The following is a 23,367-nucleotide window of genomic DNA, read 5'->3' as shown; positions in this document are numbered from 1 at the left end:
GATCGGCATGAACAAGCAAACCGAACCCTTCCTGCTCGACGCCGCGAGCGAAGCCAGGACCGCCATTTCGACGCCGCAAGTGGGTGTCTCGCGCCCGCACGAATCGGCCCACCTGCACGTGGCCGGCACGGCCACCTACACCGACGACATCCCCGAACTGGCAGGCACGCTGCATGCCGCGCTCGGCATGAGCACGCGCGCCCATGCCCGCATCAGGTCGATCTCGCTCGACAAGGTGCGCGCCGCGCCGGGCGTGGTGGCGGTGCTGAGCGCCGAGGACATTCCCGCTGCCAACGAATGCGGCCCGATCATCCACGACGACCCGATCCTGGCCAACGGCCTGGTCCAGTTCATCGGCCAGCCGATCTTCGTGGTGGTGGCCACCTCGCACGATGCCGCGCGCCGCGCCGCCCGCCTGGGCACGATCGAGTATGAAGACCTGGCGCCCGTGCTGTCGCCCGAGGCGGCACACCAGGCCGGCAGCTATGTGCTGCCGCCGATGCACCTCACGCGCGGCGAGCCGGCCAGCCATATCGCCGCCGCCGTGCATCGGGACAAGGGCAACATCCGCCTGGGCGGCCAGGAGCAGTTCTACCTGGAAGGCCAGATCGCCTACGCCGCGCCCAAGGAAAACGACGGCATGCATGTGTGGTGCTCGACCCAGCATCCCACCGAAATGCAGCATGCGGTGGCGCATATGCTGGGCTGGCACGCGCACCAGGTGCTGGTGGAGTGCCGCCGCATGGGCGGCGGCTTCGGCGGCAAGGAATCGCAATCGGCCATGTTCGCCTGCTGCGCCGCGCTGGCTGCCTGGAAACTGCTGTGCCCGGTCAAGCTGCGTCCGGACCGCGATGACGACATGATGATCACCGGCAAGCGCCACGACTTCGTCTTCGACTACGAAGTCGGCCACGATGCCGACGGCCGCCTCGACGGCGTGTCGGTGGAGATGGTTTCGCGCGCCGGCTTCTCGGCCGACCTGTCCGGCCCGGTGATGACCCGCGCCATCTGCCACTTCGACAACGCCTACTGGCTGCCGAACGTGCAGATCGACGGTTACTGCGGCAAGACCAACACGCAGAGCAATACCGCATTTCGCGGCTTTGGCGGCCCGCAGGGTGCCTTTGCCATGGAGTACATCCTCGACAACGTGGCACGCACCGTGGGCCGCGATGCGCTCGACGTGCGCCGTGCCAACCTGTATGGCAAGACCGAGCGCAACGTCACGCCTTACGGCCAGACCGTGGAAGACAACGTCATCCACGAACTGCTCGACGAACTCGAAGCGACCAGCGCCTACCGCGCGCGCCGCGAGGCCACGCGCGCGTTCAACGCCACCAGCCCGGTGCTGAAGAAGGGCATCGCCATCACCCCGGTGAAGTTCGGCATTTCCTTCAACGTGGCCCACTTCAACCAGGCCGGCGCGCTGGTGCACGTGTACAACGACGGCTCGGTGCTGGTGAACCACGGCGGCACCGAGATGGGCCAGGGCCTGAACACCAAGGTGGCGATGGTGGTGGCACATGAGCTTGGCATCCGGCTCGAACGCGTGCGCGTGACCGCGACCGATACCAGCAAGGTGGCCAACACCTCGGCCACGGCCGCCTCCACCGGCACCGACCTGAACGGCAAGGCCGCGCAGGACGCCGCGCGGCAGATCCGCGAGCGGCTGGCGGCGTTTGCCGCGCGCCAGGCCGGTGTGGACGCGGACAGCGTGCAGTTCGGCGACGACCTGGTGGTAGCCGGCGAACTCCGCCTGGACTTCAGCGACCTGGCACGGCAAGCCTACGTGGCACGGGTGCAGTTGTGGTCCGATGGCTTCTACACCACGCCCAAGCTGTACTGGGACCAGTCCAAGCTGCAAGGGCGGCCGTTCTATTACTTCGCCTATGGCGCGGCGTGCTCGGAAGTGCTGGTGGACACGCTCACCGGCGAATGGCGCCTGCTGCGCGCCGACGTGCTGCACGACGCCGGCCGCTCGCTCAACCCGGCCATCGACATCGGCCAGGTCGAAGGTGGGTTCATCCAGGGCATGGGCTGGCTGACCACCGAGGAACTGTGGTGGAACAAGGACGGCAAGCTGATGACGCATGCGCCCTCGACCTACAAGATCCCGACCGTCAACGACTGCCCGGAAGACTTCTACGTGCGGCTGTTCGAGAACGACAATGCGGAAGACAGCATCCATCGGTCCAAGGCCGTGGGCGAGCCGCCGCTGCTGCTGCCGTTCTCGGTGTTCTTCGCGATCCGCGACGCGGTGGCCAGCGTCGCGGACTACAAGGTGAACCCGCCGCTGGTGGCGCCCGCGACCAGCGAGGCAATCCTGGATGCGGTTGACGCGGCGCGGGTGGTGCGGGTGGTGTAGTAGGAGACAGCGGCTTGCGGATGCGCCCGCCCTCTCCCACAGTCCGTCTTCGCTGAAGACCGTAACGAAGTAACGAGCTTCACCCAGAGCATCAACCTTGAAAGGCATCACCATGCAGGACGCACCCCTCAAACCCTTGCGCTTCGCCGACGCCACCCGCTGGGTGCGCGCGGGCGTGCCGGTGGCGATGGTCACCATCGCCGAGGTGAAAGGCTCCGCGCCGCGCGAGGCAGGCGTGCGCATGCTGGTGACCGCCAACGAACTGGCCGGGACCATCGGCGGCGGCCATCTCGAATGGCGCGGCATGGAGATCGCCCGCGCCATGCTGGCCGAGCGCGGCGCGACGCGGCAGATCGTGCGCATCCCGCTGGGCCCGGCGCTGGGGCAATGCTGCGGCGGCGTGGTGCTGCTCGCTTTCGAGGTGTTGGGTGAAGCCGACCTGCCGTGGCTGGACGCGGTGCAGGCCGCGTTCGGCGCCGGACGCGCGCTGATGCGCACGGTGCCACGCATCGGCGCGGTGCGACACGCCGTGGCGCCGGCGCTGCTGCCCTCGGTGGCCTTGCAGGCGGACGGCGGCTGGACCGATACCCTGGTGCCGGACGAGTTGCACGTGGTGCTGTTCGGCGCCGGCCATGTGGGCCATGCGCTGGTCAAAGTGCTGGCCAACCTGCCGTGCCAGGTGCACTGGGTGGATGAGCGCGACACCTTGTTCCCCGCCGGCCTGCCCGACAACGTCACCCCGGAAGCCAGCGACACCCCCGAAGCCGTGGTGGACCATGCGCCGGCCGGCAGCTACTTCCTGGTGATGACGCACAGCCACGCGCTGGACCAGACGCTGTGCGAGCGCATCCTGCGGCGCGACGACTTCGCCTACTTCGGCCTGATCGGCTCCAAGACCAAGCGCGCGCGCTTCGAGCACCGCATGGCGGAGCACGGGATTGACCCTTCCCGCTTTGCGGAAATGACGTGCCCGATGGGCGTGCCCGGCATCACGGACAAGGCTCCGGCTATGATTGCGGTTGCCATCGTCGCCCAGCTGTTGCAGGTTCGCGACCAGCGCCTCGCCCATCTGGGCGCGCTGAGCGCCAGCCGCAGCGGCAAAGCGACGAGCACGACGCAAACCAAGACCGCAAAAGGAACCCCATGACGCTCGATGCCGCGCTCGCAGACCGTATCCGCCAGACGCCCAAGGCGGAACTGCACGTCCACATTGAAGGCACGCTCGAGCCTGAGCTGATCTTCCGGCTGGCCCAGCACAACAAGGTCAAGTTGCCGTACGCCAGCGTGGAAGCCCTGCGCGAGGCCTACGCCTTCACCGACCTGCAATCCTTCCTCGACATCTATTACGCCGGCGCCAGCGTGCTGCTGACCGAGGACGATTTCTTCGACATGACGATGGCCTACGTGCAGCGTGCCGTCGCCGACAACGTGCGCCACGCCGAGATCTTCTTCGACCCGCAGACCCATACCGAGCGCGGCGTGCCGATCCATGTGGTGATCGACGGCATTTCCGACGCGCTCGCCCAGGCCCGCACGCAGTACGACTTCTCGAGCAGCCTGATCCTCTGCTTCCTGCGCCACCTCTCCGAGGAAGACGCCTTCGCCACGCTGGAAGCCGCGCTGCCTTACCGCGACCGCTTCGTCGGCATCGGGCTGGACTCTTCCGAGCAGGGCAACCCGCCGGAGAAGTTCGCCCGCGTCTTTGCCCGCGCCCGCGAGCTCGGCCTGCACCTGGTGGCGCATGCCGGCGAGGAAGGCCCGGCGCAATACGTGACCGACGCGCTCGACATCCTCAAGGTGGAGCGCATCGATCACGGCGTGCGCGCCATCGACGACCCGGCACTGGTTGAGCGGCTGGCCCGCGAGCGCGTGGCGCTCACGGTATGCCCGCTGTCCAACCAGAAGCTCAAGGTCTACCCGGACCTGCGCGACCACTCCCTGCACCGCCTGCTGGAAGCGGGCGTGCTGGTCACGCTGCACTCGGACGATCCCGCCTATTTCGGCGGCTATATGAACGCGAACTGGGAAGCCGCTTTCGAAGCCTTGCCGCTGACCGCGGCCGATGGCCACAAGCTGGCGCGCAACAGTTTCGAGGCGTCGTTCCTGCCCGCCTCGCAAAAGACTGCCTTCCTCGCTGAAGTCGACCACTTCTGGCAATCCCCCCTGCCCGCCGCGGCCTCCACGGCCTGAAGCGCGGCTCACACCAAGAAGCCGGCGCGCCATGCGCGCGCCGGCGCATGACGAGACATCGATATGACGACCACGCCCCCCACCCAGTCCATCACCCGCGCCATCCGTGGCCGCGTGCTGCACTTCCTGCGCGACCCCCAGTTTCATGACGACGCGTATCAGTATTGGGAAGACGGGGTGCTGATCGTCACCGCCGGGCACGTCGCCGCGGTCGGCAGCCATGCCGACCTGGCCGACCAGATCCCGGCGGGCGCCGAAGTGATCGACCGCCGCGGCAAGCTGATCATGCCGGGCTTTATCGACACGCACGTGCATTACCCGCAGACCGACATCATCGCCTCGCCATCGCCCGGCCTGCTGCACTGGCTGGAGACCTATACCTTCCCCGAGGAGCGCCGCTTCGCCGAGCCGGAATACGCGGCGGCGGTGGCTGGCTTCTTCGCCGACGAGTTGTTGCGCAACGGCACCACCAGCGCCGTGGCGTGGAGCACCGTGCACACGGCCTCGGCCGACGCGCTGTTTGCCGAAGCCGACCGCCGCAACCTGCGCCTGGTCACCGGCAAGGTGATGATGGACCGCAACTGCCCCGAATTCCTGCGCGACACCGCCGAGTCCGGCGCGCGCGATTCGGCCGACCTGATCTCGCGCTGGCACGGCAAGAACCGCCTGTCGTACGCCATTACGCCGCGCTTCGCGCCCACCTCCAGCGAGGCGCAGCTGCAAGCCTGCGGAGAGCTGGCCAAGGCCTGCCCGGACGCCTTCATCCAGACCCACGTGGCGGAAAACCGCGACGAAGTGAAATGGGTGGCCGAGCTGTTCCCGCAAGCGCGCAGCTACCTGGACATCTACGATCACTACGGCCTGCTGCGCCCGGGCGCGCTGTACGGCCACGCCATCTACCTCGACCAGGATGACCGCAAGCGGCTGGCCGACAGCGGCGCGGCGGTGGCGCACTGCCCCACCTCCAACCTGTTCCTGGGCAGCGGCTTCTATGACTTCCACCAGTCGGATGCGCACCGCCTCAACGTGACGCTGGCCACCGACGTGGGCGGGGGCACTTCGTTCTCGATGCTGCGCACCATGAACGCCGCCCACAAGGTGGCGCGCATGGGCGGCTACCACCTGAGCGCGCTGCGCATGTTCTACCTGGCCACCCGCGCCGCCGCCGATGCACTGGGCTGGAGCGAGCGCGTGGGCAGCTTCACACCCGGCTGCGAGGCCGACTTCATCGTGCTCGACCCGCAGGCCACGCCGCTGATCGCGCGCCGCAGCGAGCGCTCGGAAACGCTGGAAGAACAGTTGTTCGCCTTCGCCATGCTGGGTGACGACCGCGTCATCGGCGAGGTGTATGTGATGGGCGAGCCGGCGAGCGCGCCGGCCTGGGCAGCGCACTAATCGTCACTTTTCGCTGAGTGACACCGGGTCGGGCCCTGCTGGCTTGACCCGGATCAACACCCCTGTCACGCAATCCTTCTAAGCTGTCACACCATCGGCCTGTCCCGTGGCCGCGCATCGCCAGTCTCGGGCCCAGCCCGACCCCGCGTTCGACAACTGAAGGTTTTTGCATGATTGCCACGCAGCAAGCTTCCTTTCCGGAGCCGATTTCCCCTGACGTCCCCCTGCCCTCGCGCAAGATCATCCGCGGCTGGCTGATCCCGCTTGGCGCGCGCAGCACGCCGCGCGCGCTGGCGCTGTTCGCGCTGGACACCGCGCTGTTCCTGGCCGCGCTGGCCGGGGTGGTGCTGTTCTCCCACTGGCTCGCCAAGCTGGCCGCCAGCGTGGCGACGGGGCTGATCATCGCCCGCCTGTTCATCATCGGCCACGATGCCTGCCACCAGAGCCTGACGCCCCGGCGCGGCCTGAACAAGTGGCTGGGCCGGCTGACCTTCCTGCCGTCGCTCACGCCTTACAGCCTGTGGGAAGTGGGCCATAACGTGGTCCACCACGGTTACTCCAACCTCAAGGGCTTCGACTTCGTCTGGCAGCCTTACTCGCTCGAGGAATTCCAGGCCCTGCCGCGCTGGCGCCGCGCGCTGGAGCGGGTCTACCGCACCGGCTTTGGCGCGGGCCTGTACTACCTGGTCGAGATCTGGTGGTTCAAGATGTTCTTCCCCAGCCGCCGCCAGATGCCCACGCGCCGCGCCGTCTTCATGTGGGACTGCACGCTGGTGGCGCTCTTCGGCGTGGCCTGGATCGGCGCGCTGGCGTGGCTGGCCATTGCCACCGGGCAGTCGGTGGCGCTGCTGGTCGGGCTGGGCTTCGTGCTGCCGTTCCTGGTCTGGAATTTCACCGTGGGCTTTGTGCTCTACGTGCACCACACCCACACCAGTGTGGCTTGGTACGACACCAAGGCCATGTGGGCGCGCGCCCAGCCCTTCGTTTCCACCACCGTGCACCTGCGCTTTCGCTATGGCATCGGCGCGGCGCTGCACCACATCATGGAGCACACCGCGCACCACGTGGACATGAGCGTGCCGCTGTACCGCCTCAAGCGCGCCCAGGCGCTGCTGGAGCATGCGCTGCCGGGCCGCATCATCATCCAGAACTTCACCTGGCGCTGGTATTTCGATACCGCGCGCCGCTGCAAGCTGTATGACTTCAAGGCGCTCTGCTGGACGGACTTCCGCGGCCGGCAGACCAGCGCCAACGCGCCTGTGCCGGCATAACCCGCCACCGCTCACCGCCTGCCGCAGCCGCCCTGGCTGCGGTTTGTCTTTTGGGGCGCGTAATACTCAATTACAAAGTCTTTGCGCGCGCTTGTCCCGCGCGGCGGCGCTTGCCTCGTTATGCAAGGTATCGGTCTCAAGGTCATTGTGCATCCCGACCCGGGGCCGCCCCTTGGACAACGCCCGAGCGCAAATCAGCGCCAACAGGACAAAGACAAATGGCAATCAGCAAACCCCATGCGCCAGCACGGCGCCGCCTGCTCCGCGCCGCCCTGCCGGCGCTCGCCTCACTGGCGGTGCTCGGCAGCCTCGCCGGCTGCGTGACCGAGCGCGTGGTAGTACGGCAACCGGCGCCTGCGCCACCCCACCAGATGGTCCGCAACATGCCGCCGCCGGTGCACGAAGACCGCGGCCCCGCGCCTGCCTACGGCTGGAACTGGGTGCCGGGCCACTGGAAATGGGAGGGTAACGACTGGTTCTGGGTGCACGGCCGCTGGGTCCAGCAACCGGTGCCGGCGATGCCGCCCGTGATCGTGGAACAGATCACGGTCACCCCCGCCGCACACGCCTACTGGGTGCCCGGACACTGGGTCTGGCGCTTCGAGGGCGGCGGCTGGGTCTGGATGAAGGGCGCCTGGCGCGGCTAACAGGCCATTTCCAGAAAATTCTGGCGTCGCTGCGCGGCCTTGGCCGATCCACTTGTCCTGTCTGCGGCCGCGCGCCTTGCCAGAACCGCTTCGCTTCACTCAGGCTTCTGCACCATCTTCCCAGCCTGCTCCGCCATGCGCGCGCGCATGGCGTCGGCTGAGCCGATCTGATGGAACAGCGGTCCGCCCGGGGCGAAGCTGTCGGCCGTGGCGAGCCGGCCGACCACGACCGGCTCGAAGCCGGCATCGCGCACCAGTTGCTCGCCGATGCGCAGGGCCTTCGGATCGTCGGCGGCGATCGGCACCGCGATCAGGCCCTCGGCCCGGTGGTTCTGATTGGCAAAGTTGGTGGCGCCCATGAAATTGAAGGCGCGCACGATACGCGCGCCGCGCAGGTACTTTGCGGTGGTGATGCCGATGCCCTTGCGCATCGCCTCTTCGGCGACGGCGCCATCGCGCGCGCGCAAGGCGTTGGTCGCATCCACCACCACTTTGCCGGCAAAGGCCTTGCCGTACTCCGCCGATATCTCAGGCAACGCCTTGTAAGGGACGGCGAGAAAAATCACATTGGAAAACGCCAGCGCCTCGGCCACCGTGCCCGCGCGGGCAAGCGGGCCAAGTTTTTCGATCAGCGGCTTGAGTTCATCCGGGTGGCGCGAGGAGAACAGGACGGGATGGCCCGCCTTCACCCACAGCCCGCCCAACGTGCCGCCGATGCGGCCCGAGCCGATCACGCCGATGGGCACGGGGGCGCCTTCCCGGCTTGCCTGCGCGCGCAAGCGCGAGGGCGAGAGCCCCAGCCACATCGCCAGCAAGGCCAGGCTCGCGCTGCCGGTGAGCAGGCGGCGGTGCCGGCCGATGGTTTCGATGCGCTCGGGAAACGGCAAGGCGGACTCCTCGATCCGATGAAGATCATGGTGCTGCAGCACAGCGATCGGGTGCGGTGTGCTTGGCACGCCTTCAAACTCTAGGCGAAAAATACAGGGCGCGCCGCCGCCTGGCTGCCGCCGCGTGATCGATTTGGCGCTTGCCACCTTGTGCACTACAGTAAGTAGCACTTGCATCACCCGCGATCGCCCCGCGCTTCCGTCCTTGTCCCCACGGAGACGGTAATGGCCCCCGCCCTCCCCTGTCCGCGCCGCTCAAGGCTCGTGCCCGCGCCGCGGCGTACGGCAGCCGCATGCGCGCGGCTGGCGCGGCTGGCCCTGGCGGCGCTGGCGGCGGGCGCGCCGGCCGGCGTGGCCGCCCAGACGCCGCAGGCCGCGCCTGGCGACGAGGTCCACAACCTGCGCGAGGTCACCGTGGTCGCGCCCGCGCCGCTGCCGTCGTTCTCCATCCCACGCGAGGCGTTTCCCGGCAATGTGCAAACCGCGACGGACGCCGACATGGAGCGCGCCAAGGCTGGCAACCTGTCATCGTTCCTCGGCGAGACCATGGACAGCGTGGTGATCAACGACGTACAGGGCAACCCGTTCCAGAAGGACATTCTCTATCGCGGCTACCGCCTGTCCTCCACCCTGGGCGCGGCGCAGGGCATCGCACTCTACCTGGACGGCGTACGGCAGAATGGCGCGCTGGGCGACGTGGTCGACTGGACGGCGATCCCCGAGGCCGCCATCAGCACCATCACGCTGGTGCCCGGCAGCAACCCGCTCTACGGTCTCAACGCACTTGGCGGCGCGCTGGCGCTGACCACCAAGTCCGGCGAGACGCATCCCGGCGTGGAGGCCGACCTGAGCCTGGGCGGCCACGGCCGCGCGCGGCTCGACGTGAGCGCGGGCAACGTGCTTGGCGATGGCTGGCACGCCTTCGTGGCGGGCACGGGCTTTCGCGAGGACGGCTGGCGCCAGCTGTCCGGCAGCAGCCTGGGCAACCTGTTCGCCAAGGTCGGCCGCTCGACCACCGATACGCAATGGAGCGTGAGCGTGCTGGGCAGCGGCAGCAGCCTGTCCGGCAATGGCCTGCTGCCCGACAGCATTGACGGCAGCCAGCGCAATGCCATCTACACCGCGCCCGACCTCACCCGCACGCGCTCGCTGCAGGTCACGCTCAACGGCACGCACCAGCTCAACGCCGAGGACCAGCTCGCGCTGACGGCTTATGCTCGCCTGGGGCACGCAAAGGCCAGTACCGGCGATGTCAGCGACGACTACCTCGACACCTTGCTTGGCTGCCAGGGCAATGCCGGCAACGCGGGTTGCGCGCCAGGCGCCGCGCCGTCCAGCGCGGTGCTCAACACCGCGAGCGTCAACACGCATGACTACGGGCTGTCCGGGCAGTGGTCCCATGCGGGCGACGTTCACAACGCGGTACTGGGCGCCGCCTTTGCGCTGAGCCGCGCATCGTATCGCCAGGACACGCAGCCCGCCAGCTTCAGCGACGATCGGGTGGCGGTGGCGGACCCCGGCGCCACGCCCGGCACCAACGCCTCGCTCGATGGACGCACCAGCACCGTCAGCCTGTATGCCTCCGATACCGTCAAGCTGCTGCCGCACAGCTACCTCACCGCGAGCGCGCGCTGGAACACCTCGAGCACGCACACGGTGCTGACCTTGCCGAATGCATCCGACGAACGCTTCACGTTCTCGAAGCTCAATCCTTCGCTTGGGCTCTCGCACCGGTTGCGCAGCGGCCTCACGGTCTTTGCCTCGGCCTCGCAGGGCACGCGCATGCCGACCGCCATCGAGCTGGGTTGCGCGGATCCGGCCAATGCCTGCCAGTTGCCCACCGGCCTGCAGGCGGATCCGTACCTGCGCCAGGTGGTATCGCGCACGGTGGAGTTCGGCGGGCGCTGGAAGGCCGCGGATGCCACCGAGCTCACGCTCGCGCTGTACCGCAGCGACAACCGCGACGACATCCTGTTTCAGCGCTCGCCGGTCAGCCCGCTCGGCTACTTCACCAACTTCCCCAAGACCCGCAGCCAGGGGCTGGAGCTCGGGCTGCGCCAGCGGCTGGGCCCGGTGATGCTGCGCGCCAGCTACAGCTACCTGCAATCCACCTACCAGGCGGACGGCCAGATCCAGACGCCCTTCGCGGCGCCCGTCAACGTGCGCCCCGGCACGCGCATGGCGGGCGTGCCGCTGCACAGCTTCAAGCTCAGCGGTGACTGGCGCGCAACCGGGTCGGTCACGCTCGGCGGCACCATGATCGTATCGTCGTCGCGCGCGGTGGCCGGCAATGAGGACGGCGCGCTGAGCGCGCAGGATCCGCGCCTGGCGCGCACCGCCGGCTTCGTGCTGTTCAACCTGCGGGCGAGCTGGCAGGTCGATGCGCGCTGGCAACTCTACGCGCGCGTCGACAATGTGTTCGACCGCCGTTATGAAACCTATGGGCAGGCGGGCCTCAACGTGTTTCCCGGCGGCACCCTGCTGCAGCCCGGCGCGGCGGTGCCGATCGAGCGCTTCGTCGCGCCGGGCGCGCCGCGGCTCTTCCTGGTGGGCGTGCGCTATGAATGGGGCGGGCGCTAGTGGCGCCAGTAGTGGCGCCAGGCATGCGGGAAATCCTTGGCAGTTGCCGCGCCGTCACCAAGAATGAAAGGCAGCCGGAGGGGATCGGGCCGGGGACAACGACAAGCAACGCAAGCGGGAGGCGTGCATGGCGACGAGACAGGGCAATGGCCAATCTGGCCGGATCATGCTGGCGCTATTCGCCGCGCTGGCCTGCGCCGCTTGCGCGCCAGGCCCGGCGCCGCGAGGCGCTCTGGCGCCCAAGGCCTATGTGTCTAGCGAGAGTGGCGGCATCGCGGTGATCGACCTCGATCGGCTCGACATCACTAGCACCTTCGACACCGGCGGCAAGGGCCCGCGCGGCATCGCCATCACTGCGGATGGACGATACCTGCTGGCCGCCAACAAGGGAACCGGCGACCTTACCGTCATCGACACACGCGATGGCCAACTGGCCAAGCGCATCCCGATCGGCAAGAACCCGGAATTCGTGCGCGTGTCCGGCGGGCAGGCTTTCGTCACCTATGAGCCCGGCGAGCCAGGCAAGACTGGCGACCACGCGCCGGTCCCGGCGCAGATCGCCGTGATCGACCTCAAGGACTGGCGCGTCACGCGCGCGATCCCCAGCGGCCTGGAGACCGAAGGCATCGAATTCTCGCCGGACGCTCGCCTGCTGCTGGTCACCAACGAGGGCGACGATACGGTGTCGGTCTACGAGCGCGCCAGCGGCCGCCGCCTCAACCTGATCAAGACGCCGCCCGGATCGCGCCCGCGCGGCATCAAGGCGAGTCCCGACGGACAACGCTATATCGTCACGCTGGAGTCGGCCAATGCGTTCCTGGTGCTCGATGCGGCCGACTACCACATCCTGCGCACGGTGCCGACGCGCAGCGGGCCCTACGGGGCCGCCTTCGACCGCGCCGGCAAACGCCTGTTCGTGGCCGCGTCGCGGGCGGACACCATCCAGGTATTCGATGCCGACAGCGATGAGAACATCGCCAACATCGCCACCGGCAAACGTTGCTGGCACTTCAGCTTCACCCCCGACGACGCGCGGCTGCTGATCGCCTGCGGCCGCTCGAACGCCGTCTACGTGGTGGACGCGCGGACCTACCAGCCGCTGCGCGAAGTGGCCGGCGTGGCGCTGAGCTGGGGCGTTGTCACCTACCCGAAGAGCCCGGGGACGCTCGATGCGCCTTGAATCCACTGACGCGCACCGGCGTGCAGCCGGGTCTTCAGGATTCCGTGCGACTGGGTGCGACTGGGTGCGACTGCGTATATGGGACGTTGGCCTTGCAGGCGGGGCAGAGAGGCAGACGCCGCAATCCGCGGTCTTTAATGCTGCGTACTCAGCAAGCCGGCCACCGTCTTCGCGCCGGCCTGATCGGCGATCTCCCGCGCGGTCAGCCCGCGGTTGTCGCGCAGCTCCGGGCGGGCGCCTCTGGACAGCAGCAGGCGCACCGTATCGACCTTGTCGTAGCCCGCGGCCCACATCAGCGCGGTGAGCCCGTTGGCGTAGAGGGTGTTGACGTCCACGCCGGCGTCCAGCAGTTGCCGAACCACGCCAGCATGGCCCTCGCCGGCCGCGTAGATCATGGCGGTCTTGCCGACGCGATCCGTGGCGGCGAGTTCCGCATGGCGCGCCAGCAGCATCGCCACAATCTCGTCAAAGCCGCCGAAGGCCGCGGCCATCAGCGGCGTCACGCCCTGCACGTTGGCCTGGCTGACGTCGGCGCCATGCTCGACCAGCGTGCGCGCCATCTCGGTCAGCCCACGCTTGGCTGCGGTGAGCAGCGCCGTATCGCCGATGCGGTTGCGCGCATTCACCGCCGCGCCCTGCTGCAGCGATGCGCTCACCGCCACCGCGTCGCCGGCCCGCGCGGCCGCAAGCAGGCGGGCATTGAGGCTGATGTCGCCGTCGGCCCTGGCCTGCAGGCACAGCACTCCCATGCCACATAGCAACGCGGCGGCAAGCCCCGCGCGCCATCCAGTGCGTCCGTTCATGTCCGTCCCCCGCCACTGCCGTTGACTACGTTACCTGTCTCACCGCGACAACTTCGCTGGCTAAGTCTGGAGGGTAAGACGCGCAATTTCAAGGAGCGTCGGCGGGCATGCTGCGGCGCGGCGAACACCGATTTGACACGCGCCGCGATGCAGGTTGTTTTGCCGGCACTCTTGCCTATACTGCTTGTGACCCGGGCCGCCACAGTGTGCGACAAGCACACCCTTTCGCCCTGGGAAAGCCGGGGCACGAATAGATTCAAGCAAGGAGCTTCCCATGCTCTCATCCCGCAGCCACGCCCGGGTGCCCCTCCCCTTGCTGTTGCTTGCACTGGCCGCCGCGGCCGCCGCGCTCATTCCCGCAGCCTTCGGCGCGGACGAAATCCAGGGCGGCGCGACCACCCCGGGCGCGGCCATGACCCGGCCCCTCCCGCCGGTGACGCAGGCACAGCTCGACGCGGCCGGCAACGACGCTCGCGATTGGGTGCATTCCAATGGCTCCTACGTGCAGACGCGCTACTACCCGGGCAGCCAGATCAACACCAGGAACGTGGCAAAGCTGAAACCCGCGTTCCTGTTCCAGACCGCCGTGCTCGAGTCCATGGAGACCGCGCCGATCGTGGTCAACGGCGTCATGTTCCTGACCACGTCCTATAACCACGTCTATGCGATCGATGCCGTGACCGGCAAGGAGTTCTGGCACTACAAGCACAAGATGGGGCCGATCACGACCTTTTGCTGCGGCCCGAACAACCGCGGCGTGGCCGTCTCCGGCGACCGCGTCTTCATGGGCACGCTCGACGCCAGGCTGGTCGCGCTGGACGCCAGGACCGGCAAGCTGCTGTGGGAAACGCAGATCGCCGATCCCGAGCTGGGCTACTCGGAAACCATGGCGCCGGTGGTGGTGGACGACAAGATCCTGATCGGCACCAATGGCGGCGAATACGGCATCCGTGGCTTCCTCAAGGCGTACAGCGCCACCGACGGCAAGCTGCTGTGGACCTTCTACACCATCCCCGAAAAGGGCCATGAAGGCGTGTGGGCCACCAGGGACGCCACCGGCCGCGACATGAAGCGCGATATCGCGGCTGAGAAGAAACAGCTCGCGGACAAGGGCGGCGATTTCTACAAGGCGCTTGGCGGCGGCGTGTGGATGCCGCCGGCGATCGACCGCAAGAACAGGATGGCGATCTTCGTGGTGGGCAATCCCTCGCCCGACCTGTATGGCGCCATCCGCCCCGGAGACAACCTCTATACGGATTCGATGGTCGCGGTGGACCTGGATACCGGCGCCTACAAATGGCACTCGCAGTACATCGCCCATGACGTATGGGACCTGGACGCCGTGAGCCCGCCGATCCTGGTCGACGTGCGCGACAAGAACGGCCAGATGATTCCCGGCGTGATCCACGGCGGCAAGACCGGCCACGTCTATGTGCATGACCGCCGCGACGGCCGGCTTATCCGCTTCTCGCAAGCCATGATCCCACAGGAAGACATGTGGACCCTGCCCACGGCCAATGGCGCGCGCATGCTGCCAGGCGCCAACGGCGGCGTGGAATGGTCGCCGATGGCCTTCAACCCGAAGACGCGGATGGCCTATGCCGCCAACCTGCACCAGCCCATGACGTACCAGGTGGAAGCCTCGCCCTACCCGGGCGGCAAGCTCTGGCTTGGCGGCGCCTTCAAGACCATCCCGGCAGAGGCGCAGTGGGGCAAGCTCTCTGCGGTAAACATCGATACCGGCAAGGTGGTGTGGGACTACAAGACCGACCAGCCGCTGATCGGCGGCGTGCTCGCGACAGCCGGCGGGCTGGTCTTCAATGGTGAAGGCAACGGCCTGTTCCGCGCCTTCGACGCCGCCACCGGCAAGAAGCTGTGGGAGTACCAGTGCGGCGCGGGCGTGAATGCGCCGGCGGTGTCCTACATGGTCGGCGGCAAGCAGTACATCGCGGTGGCGGCCGGCGGCAACACGCAACTGGACTTCAAGCGCGGCAACAGCGTGTTGGTGTTCGCGGTGCAATAGGGATCAGGGATCAGGGATCGCGGATTAGGGATCGCGGATTAGGGATCAGGGATCAGGGATGCGTATCCGGTCCTATCTGGCCCGGCCCCGGCGGTTAGCGCTGCCGGGGCCGGTGCTTCTGGCGGGCCTGCTGCTGGCAGCCGTCGTCGGCAGCGCGCACGCCGATCCCGACGCCGGCAAGCGCAAGGCCGAATCGTGCGTCGCCTGCCATGGCCCGATGGGCAACGCCAGCAATCCGCTCTATCCGGTGCTGGCCGGCCAGAGCGGACGCTACATCTACCTGGAACTGAAGGATTTCAAGGAAGGCCGTCGCAGTCATCCGATGATCACGCCGATGGCCACGCCACTGTCGCGCGAGGACATGCTCGACCTGGGCGAATATTTTGCCGCGCAGAAACCCATTGCGTCCCAGTTCAAGGCCGACGGGCAGAAAGTGCAAGCCGGCAGGAAGAAGGCCGAGGAAGTGCTCTGCACCATGTGCCATCTCGGCGGATTCAAGGGGCAGAATGAAATTCCCCGCGTGGCGGGGCAGCAGTATGCGTATATCGTCAAGCAACTCGAAGACTTCCGTTCGCGCAAGCGGACTAATGATGCGGGGAGCATGACTAGCGTAGCTCGCGGGCTGTCGGATGCGGATATTCGGAATCTTGCTAGTTATATTGCTGATTTGCAGTAGGGTTTTGGGGGTTCCGGAGGGGCATGCGACATCACCCTGTCTGGACCCAAAAGCCATCGCCGCTCAAGGAAACGGCGCCCCCTCAAGTTACCGCTCTCAAAAAAAAACGGGGCTTGCGCCCCGCTCAAACCCTCGTCGGTCCGGACCTCCGGCCATCAACGACATAGCCACCGGACCGCCGATCACCGATGCTCGGTAACAGGCCCGCCTCTCGGCCGGGCCCGTTGATCTCCATCAAATCAGTTGGTGGTCTTGGCGCCTGCCTCGAACCACTGGCCCAGCAGCGCGCGCTCGTCATCCGTGATCTGCGTGACGTTGCCAAGCGGCATGGCCTTTTGCTGCACCGCCTGCTGGTAGATCATCTGCGCATGCGCCTTGATCTCGTCAGCGGTATCGAGCTTGATACCCTTGGCGGCGCTCGGCATCAACTTTGGCGCCGCGGCATGGCATTGGATGCAGCGCGAATTGATGACTTCCTGTACCTGGATAAAGCTCACCTGCGCGGCAGCCGCACCGTCCTTGCTGGCGACCACCTCACGCGGCACCGGCGCGATCATCACCGCGACAACCGCCAGCACGGCCACGCCGGCAGCCGGCCACGCGACGTTGATCCTGCCCTTGTGCTTGAGGATGAAGAACTGGCGAATCAGCACGCCGGCCAGCATGATCAGCACCAGCACGGCCCAGTTGTACTTGTAGCTGTAGGTCATGCTGTAGTGGTTCGACAGCATGGCGAACAACACCGGCAGCGTGAAGTACGTGTTGTGCACGCTGCGCTGCTTGGCGTTCTTGCCATGCACCGGATCCACCGGATCGCCCGCGCGCAGCGCGGCAACCACCTTGCGCTGCCCCGGGATGATCCACACCAGCACGTTGGCGCTCATGATGGTCGCGATCATCGCGCCGGTCAGCAGGAATGCCGCGCGGCCCGAGAACACGTGGCAGGCCACGAACGCGGCCAGCGCCACGTAGATCGCCACCAGGATGCCGACGGTGCGGTCGCTCTTGCCGAACACGCGGCAGATGCAGTCGTACACCAGCCAGCCCACGCCAAGATACGACAGCGCAAACCCGATCGCCGCGCCCGGCGACATGTCCATCACGTTCTTGTCGATCAGGAACGTGCTGGCGTTGAACAGGTACAGCACCACCAGCAGGCCAAAGCCGGTCATCCAGGTGGAATAGGACTCCCAGTAAAACCAGTGCAGGTTCTCCGGCAGCGTCTTGGGCGCGCTCAGGTATTTCTGCGGGTTGTAGAACCCGCCGCCGTGCACCGCCCACAGTTCGCCGCCCACGCCCTTCTCCTGCAGGTCGGGGTCGTCGGGACGGGTCAGGCTGTTGTCCAGCCAGACGAAATAGAACGAGGAGCCGATCCACGCGATCGCCGTGATGACGTGCACCCAGCGCAGCAGCAGATTGGCCCAGTCGAGGATATAGCCTTCCATGTCTTGTCTCCTTTATCGCCCGTTGCCGCGCTTAGCTGCCACGGTAGGTCGAGTACGACCAGGGGGAGACCAGCAGCGGCACGTGGTAATGCGCGCTGGTGTCGGCAATGCCGAAACGCAGCGTCACCACGTCGAGGAAAGCCGGCTCGGGCAGCTTGGTGCCCTGGGTGCGGAAATAATCGCCGGCGCCGAATTCGAGTTCGTACACCCCGACCGCCATGGTGTCGCCATCCAGCAGGGGCTGGTCGCAACGGCCATCGTGGTTGGTGACGACTGTCTTCAGCGTCTCCTTGCGATTGTCGACAATTTTATGCAGGGTAATCGACATGCCGGCGCCGGGCGTGCCGGCTGCGGTGTCGAGTACATGTGTGGTCAAGCGTCCCATCCTGTTATTCCTTAGGGCTTTGGGTTGTGAGAGGCGCCGCTGCCTTCACTAGCACCATTTGTGGGAATGGTGCCCGCTCGGTACGTATTTCTAACGCATCCCGGCGCTGGACTGGTGCATGGCGACAATGCTTCGCACCACTCCGGATGGCAACTCAGGAATTACCCTGACTTGTCGAAAACCTAGCTCGGTTTTGTTGACAATATTGCCGTGCCAACCAAATAATTGTCAACAATTTTTGGGGCGCGCCACTCTGCTTCACCCCGCTCACACGGCGCGCCGCTCCCCTCCTCACCGATACGCTGGTGCCAAGATGTCCAAGAGTCTCAAGCTGATCGCCGGTGCCGATGACACCGCCGCCCCGACCGAAATCAAGCCCGCCCGCAAGGGTTCCGTCGAGGAGCGCATGTATCACGAGATCTATGACGCGATCATGGAACATCGTCTGCCCCCTCGCACCAAGCTGACCGAGCACTCGCTGTGCGAAATCTATGCCACCGCGCGCCACACGGTGCGCAAGGTGCTGGCGCACCTGGCCGCCGACGGCATGGTGGACCTGGAACCCAACCGCGGCGCCTTCATCGCCAGCCCCTCCACCGACGAGGCGCACGACATGTTCGAGCTGCGCCAGATGCTGGAGCGCGCGGTGCTGGAGAAGCTCGCCGGCATGCGCGACGTCAAGCGCGTGATCGCGCCGCTGCGCAAGATGGTGGAGGCCGAGCGCCAGGCCTTCCTCACCAACGAGCGGCCCAAGTGGATCCGCCTGTCGGCCGAGTTCCATACCGCGCTGGCCGAGATTTCGGGCAACGCGCTGCTGGTCACCATGATGCGCCGGCTGGTGTCGCGCACCACGCTGATGATCGCCAGCGTCGAGGCGCCGGGCAATAACGCCTGCTCCTTCGACGAACACGAAGAGATCCTCGACGCACTGGAACAGGGCGATGCGGCCCTGGCCCAGAGCCGCATGGCGCACCATCTCGGCGCTTGCGCCGATCGCGTGCAGCCCGATGAACCGGGCAATTTCGATCTTCGCAGCGTGCTGGGTCACTCCACCTAGCAGGTTGTTCCCGCTGCCAACCTGCGGCCAAGGCCCGATTCCTGCTCATGAGAAACGCGTCCCCGACGATGCGCGAAGCCGGAGTCACATACCGAGAGCCACCCCGCCCGGCAGCGTTCCCATCAAATCCAAAGGAGAGGAGACACATCCATGACTAGCGCTAGCACCACGGTCACAACGGACCAAACCAACGAGCGGCTGCCTTCGGGCCGGCTGCTTGCGCTCGGCCTGCAGCACGTGCTGGTGATGTATGCCGGTACCGTCGCGGTGCCGCTGATCATCGGCGGCGCGCTCAAGCTGCCCAAGGATCAGCTTGCCTTCCTGATCAATGCCGACCTGTTCGCGGCGGGCCTGGCCACGCTGATCCAGGCTTTCGGCTTCTGGAAGTTCGGCATCCGCATGCCGGTCATGATGGGAGTGACCTTTGCCTCGGTGGCGCCGATGATCGCCATCGGCTCCGACCCCAACGTGGGCCTGCTGGGCATCTACGGCGCGGTGATTGCCGCAGGGGTGTTCGGCATCCTGGTGGCGCCGCTGATGGGACGCATGCTCGGGCTGTTCCCGCCTGTCGTCACCGGCACGGTGATCACGCTGATCGGGGTGTCGCTGATGCGGGTGGGCATCAACTGGGCGGCCGGCGGCCAGCCCACCACCCGTGCCGTGATCGACGGCGTGGTCAAGGATGTGCCAAACCTCGCCTATGGCGACCTGGGCAACCTGGGCATCGCGGCGCTGGTGCTGGTGGCGATCCTGTTGCTGAGCAAGTATGGCCGCGGCCTGATCTCCAACTGCGCGGTGCTGCTTGGCATCGTGATCGGCACCCTGGTGGCGATGACGCTGGGCAAGGTTTCCTTCGAAGGCCTTAGCGACGCCAGCGCGATCGCGCTGATCACGCCGCTGCACTTCGGCATCCCGACCTTCGACCTTCCGGCCATCCTGTCGATGTGCGTGGTGATGCTGATCACGCTGGTGGAATCCACCGGCATGTTCCTCGCGCTGGCCGACATCACCGGCAAGCGCCTGTCCAACGAAGACCTGACCCGCGGCCTGCGCGCGGACGGCCTTGGCACCGTGATTGGCGGCGTGTTCAACACCTTTCCCTACACCTCGTTCTCGCAGAACGTGGGCCTGGTGACGGTGACCGGCGTGCGCTCGCGCTATGTGGCGGTGGCCGGCGGCATCATCCTGATCGGCCTGGGCCTGTTCCCGAAGATGGCGCACATCGTGGCCTCGGTGCCGCAGTTCGTGCTCGGCGGCGCGGGCATCGTGATGTTCGGCATGGTGGCCGCCACCGGCATCCGCATCCTGGGCTCGTGCGATTTCAACCGCAACCGCTTCAACCTGTTCATCGTCGCCATCTCGATCGGCTTCGGCATGATCCCGACACTGGCGCCGACCTTCTTCCAGTACCTGCCCAAGTGGACCGACCCGTTCACCCACAGCGGCATCGTGCTGGGCACCATCGTGGCAGTCGTGCTCAACGTCTTCTTCAACGGCATCCAGTCGCGTGAAGAAGCCATGCGCAACGCCGCGGCCAACTCGCACGGCACGGAATAAGTCCAGCCGGCGGCGGCCGGCACCGTTTCCTGAAGAACCATGACCCTGATGACAAGCCACAACTATCCACGCGATCTGATCGGCTACGGCAGCCAGCCGCCGCACGCCCGCTGGCCGGGCGGCGCGCGCATCGCGCTGCAGTTCGTCCTCAACTACGAAGAGGGCGGCGAAAACAACGTGCTGCACGGCGATGCCGGCTCCGAACAGTTCCTCTCCGAGATCATCGGCGCGGCGGCTTACCCCGACCGCCACATGAGCATGGAGGGCGTGTACGAGTACGGCTCGCGCGCCGGCGTCTGGCGCATCCTGCGCGAGTTCGAGCAGCGCGGGCTGCCGCTGACGATCTTTGGCGTGTCAATGGCATTGCAGCGCCATCCGGACCTGACCCGCGCGTTCGTCGAGCTAGGCCATGAGATCGCCTGCCACGGCTGGCGCTGGATCCACTACCAGGGCATGGATGAAGCCACCGAGCGCGAGCACATGCGCATCGGCATGCAGATCATCAAGGAACTGACCGGCTCGCTGCCACTCGGGTGGTACACCGGCCGCGACAGCCCCAACACGCGCCGCCTGGTGGTGGAGCACGGCGGGCTGCTGTATGACTCGGACTACTACGGCGACGACCTGCCCTTCTGGACCGAGGTGGAGGTCACCGGCGGCGAAAAGAAGCCCCACCTGGTGGTGCCCTATACGCTCGACTCCAACGACATGCGCTTTGCCACGCCGCAAGGCTTCAACACCGGCGAGCAGTTCTTCCACTACCTCAAGGACGCCTTCGACGTGCTCTACGCCGAGGGCGATCCGCAGGGGCTGGACCGCCCCAAGATGCTGTCGGTGGGCATGCACTGCCGCCTGCTGGGCCGCCCGGGCCGCATGCGCGGGCTGCAGCGCTTTCTCGACTACGCGCAGGGACACGACAAGGTCTGGATCTGCCGGCGCGTGGATATCGCGCGCCACTGGGCCGAAACCCATCCCTACTCCGCACAGAACCACGCATAAGCCGAACCATGAGCCAGACCTACACCCTCGACCAACTCAACGCCCTGCCGGCCGCCGACTTCATCCAGGCGCTCGGCGGCATCTATGAACACTCCGCGTGGGTGGCGCAAGCCGCCGCCACGCAGCGCCCCTTTGCCCATGCGGCCGCGCTGGCCGACGCCATGCGCGCCATCGTGGACGGCGCGGGCGACGCTGCCCAGATCAAGCTGGTGCGCGCCCACCCGGAGCTGGCCGGCAAGGCCGCCGTGCGCGGCGAGCTGACCGCCGAATCCACCCGCGAGCAAAGCGGCGCCGGCCTGGACCAGTGCTCCGCGGCGGAGTTCGAGCAACTGCAATCGCTCAACCGCCAGTACAACGAGAAATTCGGCTTCCCCTTCATCCTGGCGGTGCGCGGCTACGACCGCGCCGGCATCATCGGCGAGTTCGCAAGGCGCGTGAGCAACGAACCGGCCGCAGAGTTGCAAACTTGCATCAACCAGATCCACCGCATTGCGCAATTCCGGCTGAACGACTTAGTATCCGGCTGAGCCAAAAAAGCAGCTGGTTCGTTAGCCCTGCGTTACCCCTGTCATTCCACTGATTTACCACTGATTTACCGCTGACTTACCCATGCTGCTGTAACGGGCAGCGGCCGGACCGAGCCCAGGCCCGGCCTCCGCCTGGCACCAAAAAAGGCACCAAAAAAGGCACCAGAACCAATAAAGCTCATCAAGCCCATCAAGCTCGTGGAGCAGCGAAAGCTAATAGAACCCGTCAGGGACCCAGTACACAAAGAACGCAACGGATCAACCACGGAGAAACCCACAATGCATAAGCAGATCAAGCCGGCCCTCAAGCTGGCAGCGATGGCAGCAGCCCTTTTCAGCGGCGCGGCCATGGCGCAATCCAGCGTCACGCTGTACGGCCAGGCCGACATGTTCGTCGGCGGCGTCAAGAACGTCGGCGCGGCCAACCGCGCCTATGTCGCCAATTCGGGCGGCATGCAGACCTCGTACTGGGGCATCAAGGGCACCGAAGACCTCGGCGGCGGCACCAAGGCCATCTTCGACCTGAACGGCTTCTTCCGCACCGACAGTGGCTCCTCGGGCCGCTTCAACGGCGACTCGATGTTCAGCCGCAATGCATTCGTGGGCCTGCAGAACGACAAGCTGGGCACCATCAAGCTGGGCCGCAACACCACGCCCTACTTCGTGTCGACCATCCTGTTCAACCCGCTGATCGACTCCTACGTGTTCTCGCCGATGGTGTTCCACACCTATTTCGGCGCCTCCACGGCCCGCGTGAACGACCCGGGCATCATCGGCGATTCGGGCTGGAACAACTCGCTGCTGTACTCCACGCCGAACTTCGGCGGCCTGACCGCCAACGTGATCTACTCGTTCGGCGAGAAAGCTGGCGCCACCGGCCAGAACAAGTGGGGCGGCAACCTGACGTACTTCAACGGCCCGTTCGCTGCCACGCTGGCCTTCCAGCAGGTCAAGTTCGACAGCACGCCGGGTGACGTGACCGCATCGACCAGCCCGCTGCTGGTCGGATTCAGCAAGCAAAATGCGGTGCAGGGCGGCGTGAGCTACGACTTCAAGATCGTCAAGCTGTTCGCGCAAGGCCAGTACATCAAGTCGGACATCAACAACAACGTCAACGGCGACATCAAGCACACCAACGGCCAGGTCGGCGTTTCGGTGCCGGTCGGCAATGGCAATATCCTGGCGTCCTACGCCTACGACAAGACCAAGAACTCGGTCGCGGACTTCAAGCGCAACACGGTGGCGGTCGCTTACGACTACAACCTGTCCAAGCGCACCGACGTCTACGCCGCTTACTTCTACGACAAGATCACCGACCTGTCGCACGGCGACACCTTCGGTGTGGGCCTGCGCCACAAGTTCTGACGCTTTCCCCTTGTC

General features: G+C 66.5%; 19 protein-coding genes. 15 read left to right on the top strand and 4 right to left on the bottom strand.

Annotation, left to right across the window (positions count from 1 at the left end; genetic code table 11):
* Positions 1-7 precede the first annotated feature (7 nt).
* From xdhB to AC1RWI_RS28960, 6 genes are all read left to right on the top strand, one after another.
* Positions 8-2,365 (top strand): xanthine dehydrogenase molybdopterin binding subunit, encoded by a 2,358-nt coding sequence (gene xdhB / locus AC1RWI_RS28985; RefSeq protein WP_492870041.1) that lies wholly within the window; start codon positions 8-10, stop codon positions 2,363-2,365.
* Positions 2,366-2,477: 112 nt separating this feature from the next.
* Positions 2,478-3,512: a xanthine dehydrogenase accessory protein XdhC gene (gene xdhC / locus AC1RWI_RS28980; protein WP_492870040.1), complete on the top strand. Its 1,035-nt coding sequence runs from the start codon at positions 2,478-2,480 to the stop codon at positions 3,510-3,512.
* The gene (locus tag AC1RWI_RS28975) at positions 3,509-4,555 is read left to right on the top strand and encodes an adenosine deaminase (protein ID WP_043344677.1); all 1,047 of its coding nucleotides are present in this window, start codon (positions 3,509-3,511) and stop codon (positions 4,553-4,555) included. Before xdhC ends, AC1RWI_RS28975 begins: the two co-directional genes overlap by 4 nt.
* A 63-nt stretch (positions 4,556-4,618) precedes the next feature.
* Positions 4,619-5,950 (top strand): guanine deaminase, encoded by a 1,332-nt coding sequence (gene guaD, locus AC1RWI_RS28970; RefSeq protein ID WP_043344675.1) that lies wholly within the window; start codon positions 4,619-4,621, stop codon positions 5,948-5,950.
* Positions 5,951-6,120: 170 nt separating this feature from the next.
* Entirely contained in the window at positions 6,121-7,221 is a 1,101-nt protein-coding gene (locus tag AC1RWI_RS28965) for a fatty acid desaturase (RefSeq protein ID WP_492870039.1), read from the top strand.
* 218 nt (positions 7,222-7,439) lie between these two features.
* Positions 7,440-7,868, top strand: coding sequence for a YXWGXW repeat-containing protein (locus AC1RWI_RS28960; RefSeq protein ID WP_043344672.1), 429 nt, complete (start codon positions 7,440-7,442; stop codon positions 7,866-7,868).
* 95 nt (positions 7,869-7,963) lie between these two features.
* Here the strand turns inward: AC1RWI_RS28960 and AC1RWI_RS28955 are convergent, their stop codons facing one another.
* Positions 7,964-8,737, bottom strand: coding sequence for an NADPH-dependent F420 reductase (locus AC1RWI_RS28955; protein WP_492870045.1), 774 nt, complete (start codon positions 8,735-8,737; stop codon positions 7,964-7,966).
* 243 nt (positions 8,738-8,980) lie between these two features.
* On the opposite strand from AC1RWI_RS28955, the gene AC1RWI_RS28950 reads away from it, so the two are divergent.
* Positions 8,981-11,335 carry a TonB-dependent receptor gene (locus tag AC1RWI_RS28950; RefSeq protein ID WP_492870038.1) on the top strand — a complete coding sequence of 785 codons (2,355 nt, stop codon included), beginning with the start codon at positions 8,981-8,983 and terminating at the stop codon, positions 11,333-11,335.
* A gap of 127 nt (positions 11,336-11,462) precedes the next feature.
* Positions 11,463-12,515, top strand: coding sequence for a beta-propeller fold lactonase family protein (locus AC1RWI_RS28945; protein WP_492870037.1), 1,053 nt, complete (start codon positions 11,463-11,465; stop codon positions 12,513-12,515).
* A 134-nt stretch (positions 12,516-12,649) separates the two neighbouring features.
* On the opposite strand, the gene AC1RWI_RS28940 is transcribed toward AC1RWI_RS28945, so the two are convergent.
* A complete protein-coding gene (locus AC1RWI_RS28940) occupies positions 12,650-13,318 on the bottom strand; it encodes an ankyrin repeat domain-containing protein (RefSeq protein ID WP_492870036.1) in 669 nt (222 codons plus the stop codon).
* A 274-nt stretch (positions 13,319-13,592) separates the two neighbouring features.
* Here AC1RWI_RS28940 and AC1RWI_RS28935 point away from each other — a divergent pair, with 274 nt between their 5' ends.
* Positions 13,593-15,341, top strand: coding sequence for a pyrroloquinoline quinone-dependent dehydrogenase (locus tag AC1RWI_RS28935; RefSeq protein ID WP_043344667.1), 1,749 nt, complete (start codon positions 13,593-13,595; stop codon positions 15,339-15,341).
* Between the two features lie 58 nt (positions 15,342-15,399).
* Positions 15,400-16,017, top strand: a complete 618-nt coding sequence (locus tag AC1RWI_RS28930) for a c-type cytochrome (RefSeq protein WP_043344665.1) — start codon at positions 15,400-15,402, stop codon at positions 16,015-16,017.
* Between the two features lie 239 nt (positions 16,018-16,256).
* Here AC1RWI_RS28930 and AC1RWI_RS28925 read toward each other — a convergent pair whose 3' ends face one another.
* Positions 16,257-17,462, bottom strand: a complete 1,206-nt coding sequence (locus tag AC1RWI_RS28925) for a urate hydroxylase PuuD (protein ID WP_043344664.1) — start codon at positions 17,460-17,462, stop codon at positions 16,257-16,259.
* Positions 17,463-17,493: 31 nt separating this feature from the next.
* Positions 17,494-17,847 (bottom strand): hydroxyisourate hydrolase, encoded by a 354-nt coding sequence (gene uraH, locus AC1RWI_RS28920; protein ID WP_043344662.1) that lies wholly within the window; start codon positions 17,845-17,847, stop codon positions 17,494-17,496.
* Positions 17,848-18,160: 313 nt separating this feature from the next.
* Here uraH and AC1RWI_RS28915 point away from each other — a divergent pair, with 313 nt between their 5' ends.
* The 5 genes from AC1RWI_RS28915 to AC1RWI_RS28895 all read left to right on the top strand — a co-directional run bounded on the left by AC1RWI_RS28915 (position 18,161) and on the right by AC1RWI_RS28895 (position 23,352).
* Positions 18,161-18,904, top strand: a complete 744-nt coding sequence (locus AC1RWI_RS28915; RefSeq protein ID WP_043344659.1) for a GntR family transcriptional regulator — start codon at positions 18,161-18,163, stop codon at positions 18,902-18,904.
* A 150-nt stretch (positions 18,905-19,054) separates the two neighbouring features.
* On the top strand, positions 19,055-20,461 hold the full coding sequence (locus tag AC1RWI_RS28910; protein WP_492870035.1) for a nucleobase:cation symporter-2 family protein: 1,407 nt from the start codon (positions 19,055-19,057) through the stop codon (positions 20,459-20,461).
* A gap of 48 nt (positions 20,462-20,509) precedes the next feature.
* On the top strand, positions 20,510-21,460 hold the full coding sequence (gene puuE / locus AC1RWI_RS28905) for an allantoinase PuuE (RefSeq protein WP_043351427.1): 951 nt from the start codon (positions 20,510-20,512) through the stop codon (positions 21,458-21,460).
* An 8-nt stretch (positions 21,461-21,468) separates the two neighbouring features.
* The gene (gene uraD, locus AC1RWI_RS28900; protein ID WP_043344655.1) at positions 21,469-21,987 is read left to right on the top strand and encodes a 2-oxo-4-hydroxy-4-carboxy-5-ureidoimidazoline decarboxylase; all 519 of its coding nucleotides are present in this window, start codon (positions 21,469-21,471) and stop codon (positions 21,985-21,987) included.
* 279 nt (positions 21,988-22,266) lie between these two features.
* Positions 22,267-23,352, top strand: coding sequence for a porin (locus tag AC1RWI_RS28895; protein ID WP_043344653.1), 1,086 nt, complete (start codon positions 22,267-22,269; stop codon positions 23,350-23,352).
* Positions 23,353-23,367: the final 15 nt, after the last annotated feature.

Source organism: Cupriavidus sp. MPR-AND1C, assembly GCF_058809705.1.
Note: the sequence above shows the minus strand (reverse complement) of the source record. Positions and strands in the feature narration are given on the sequence as shown.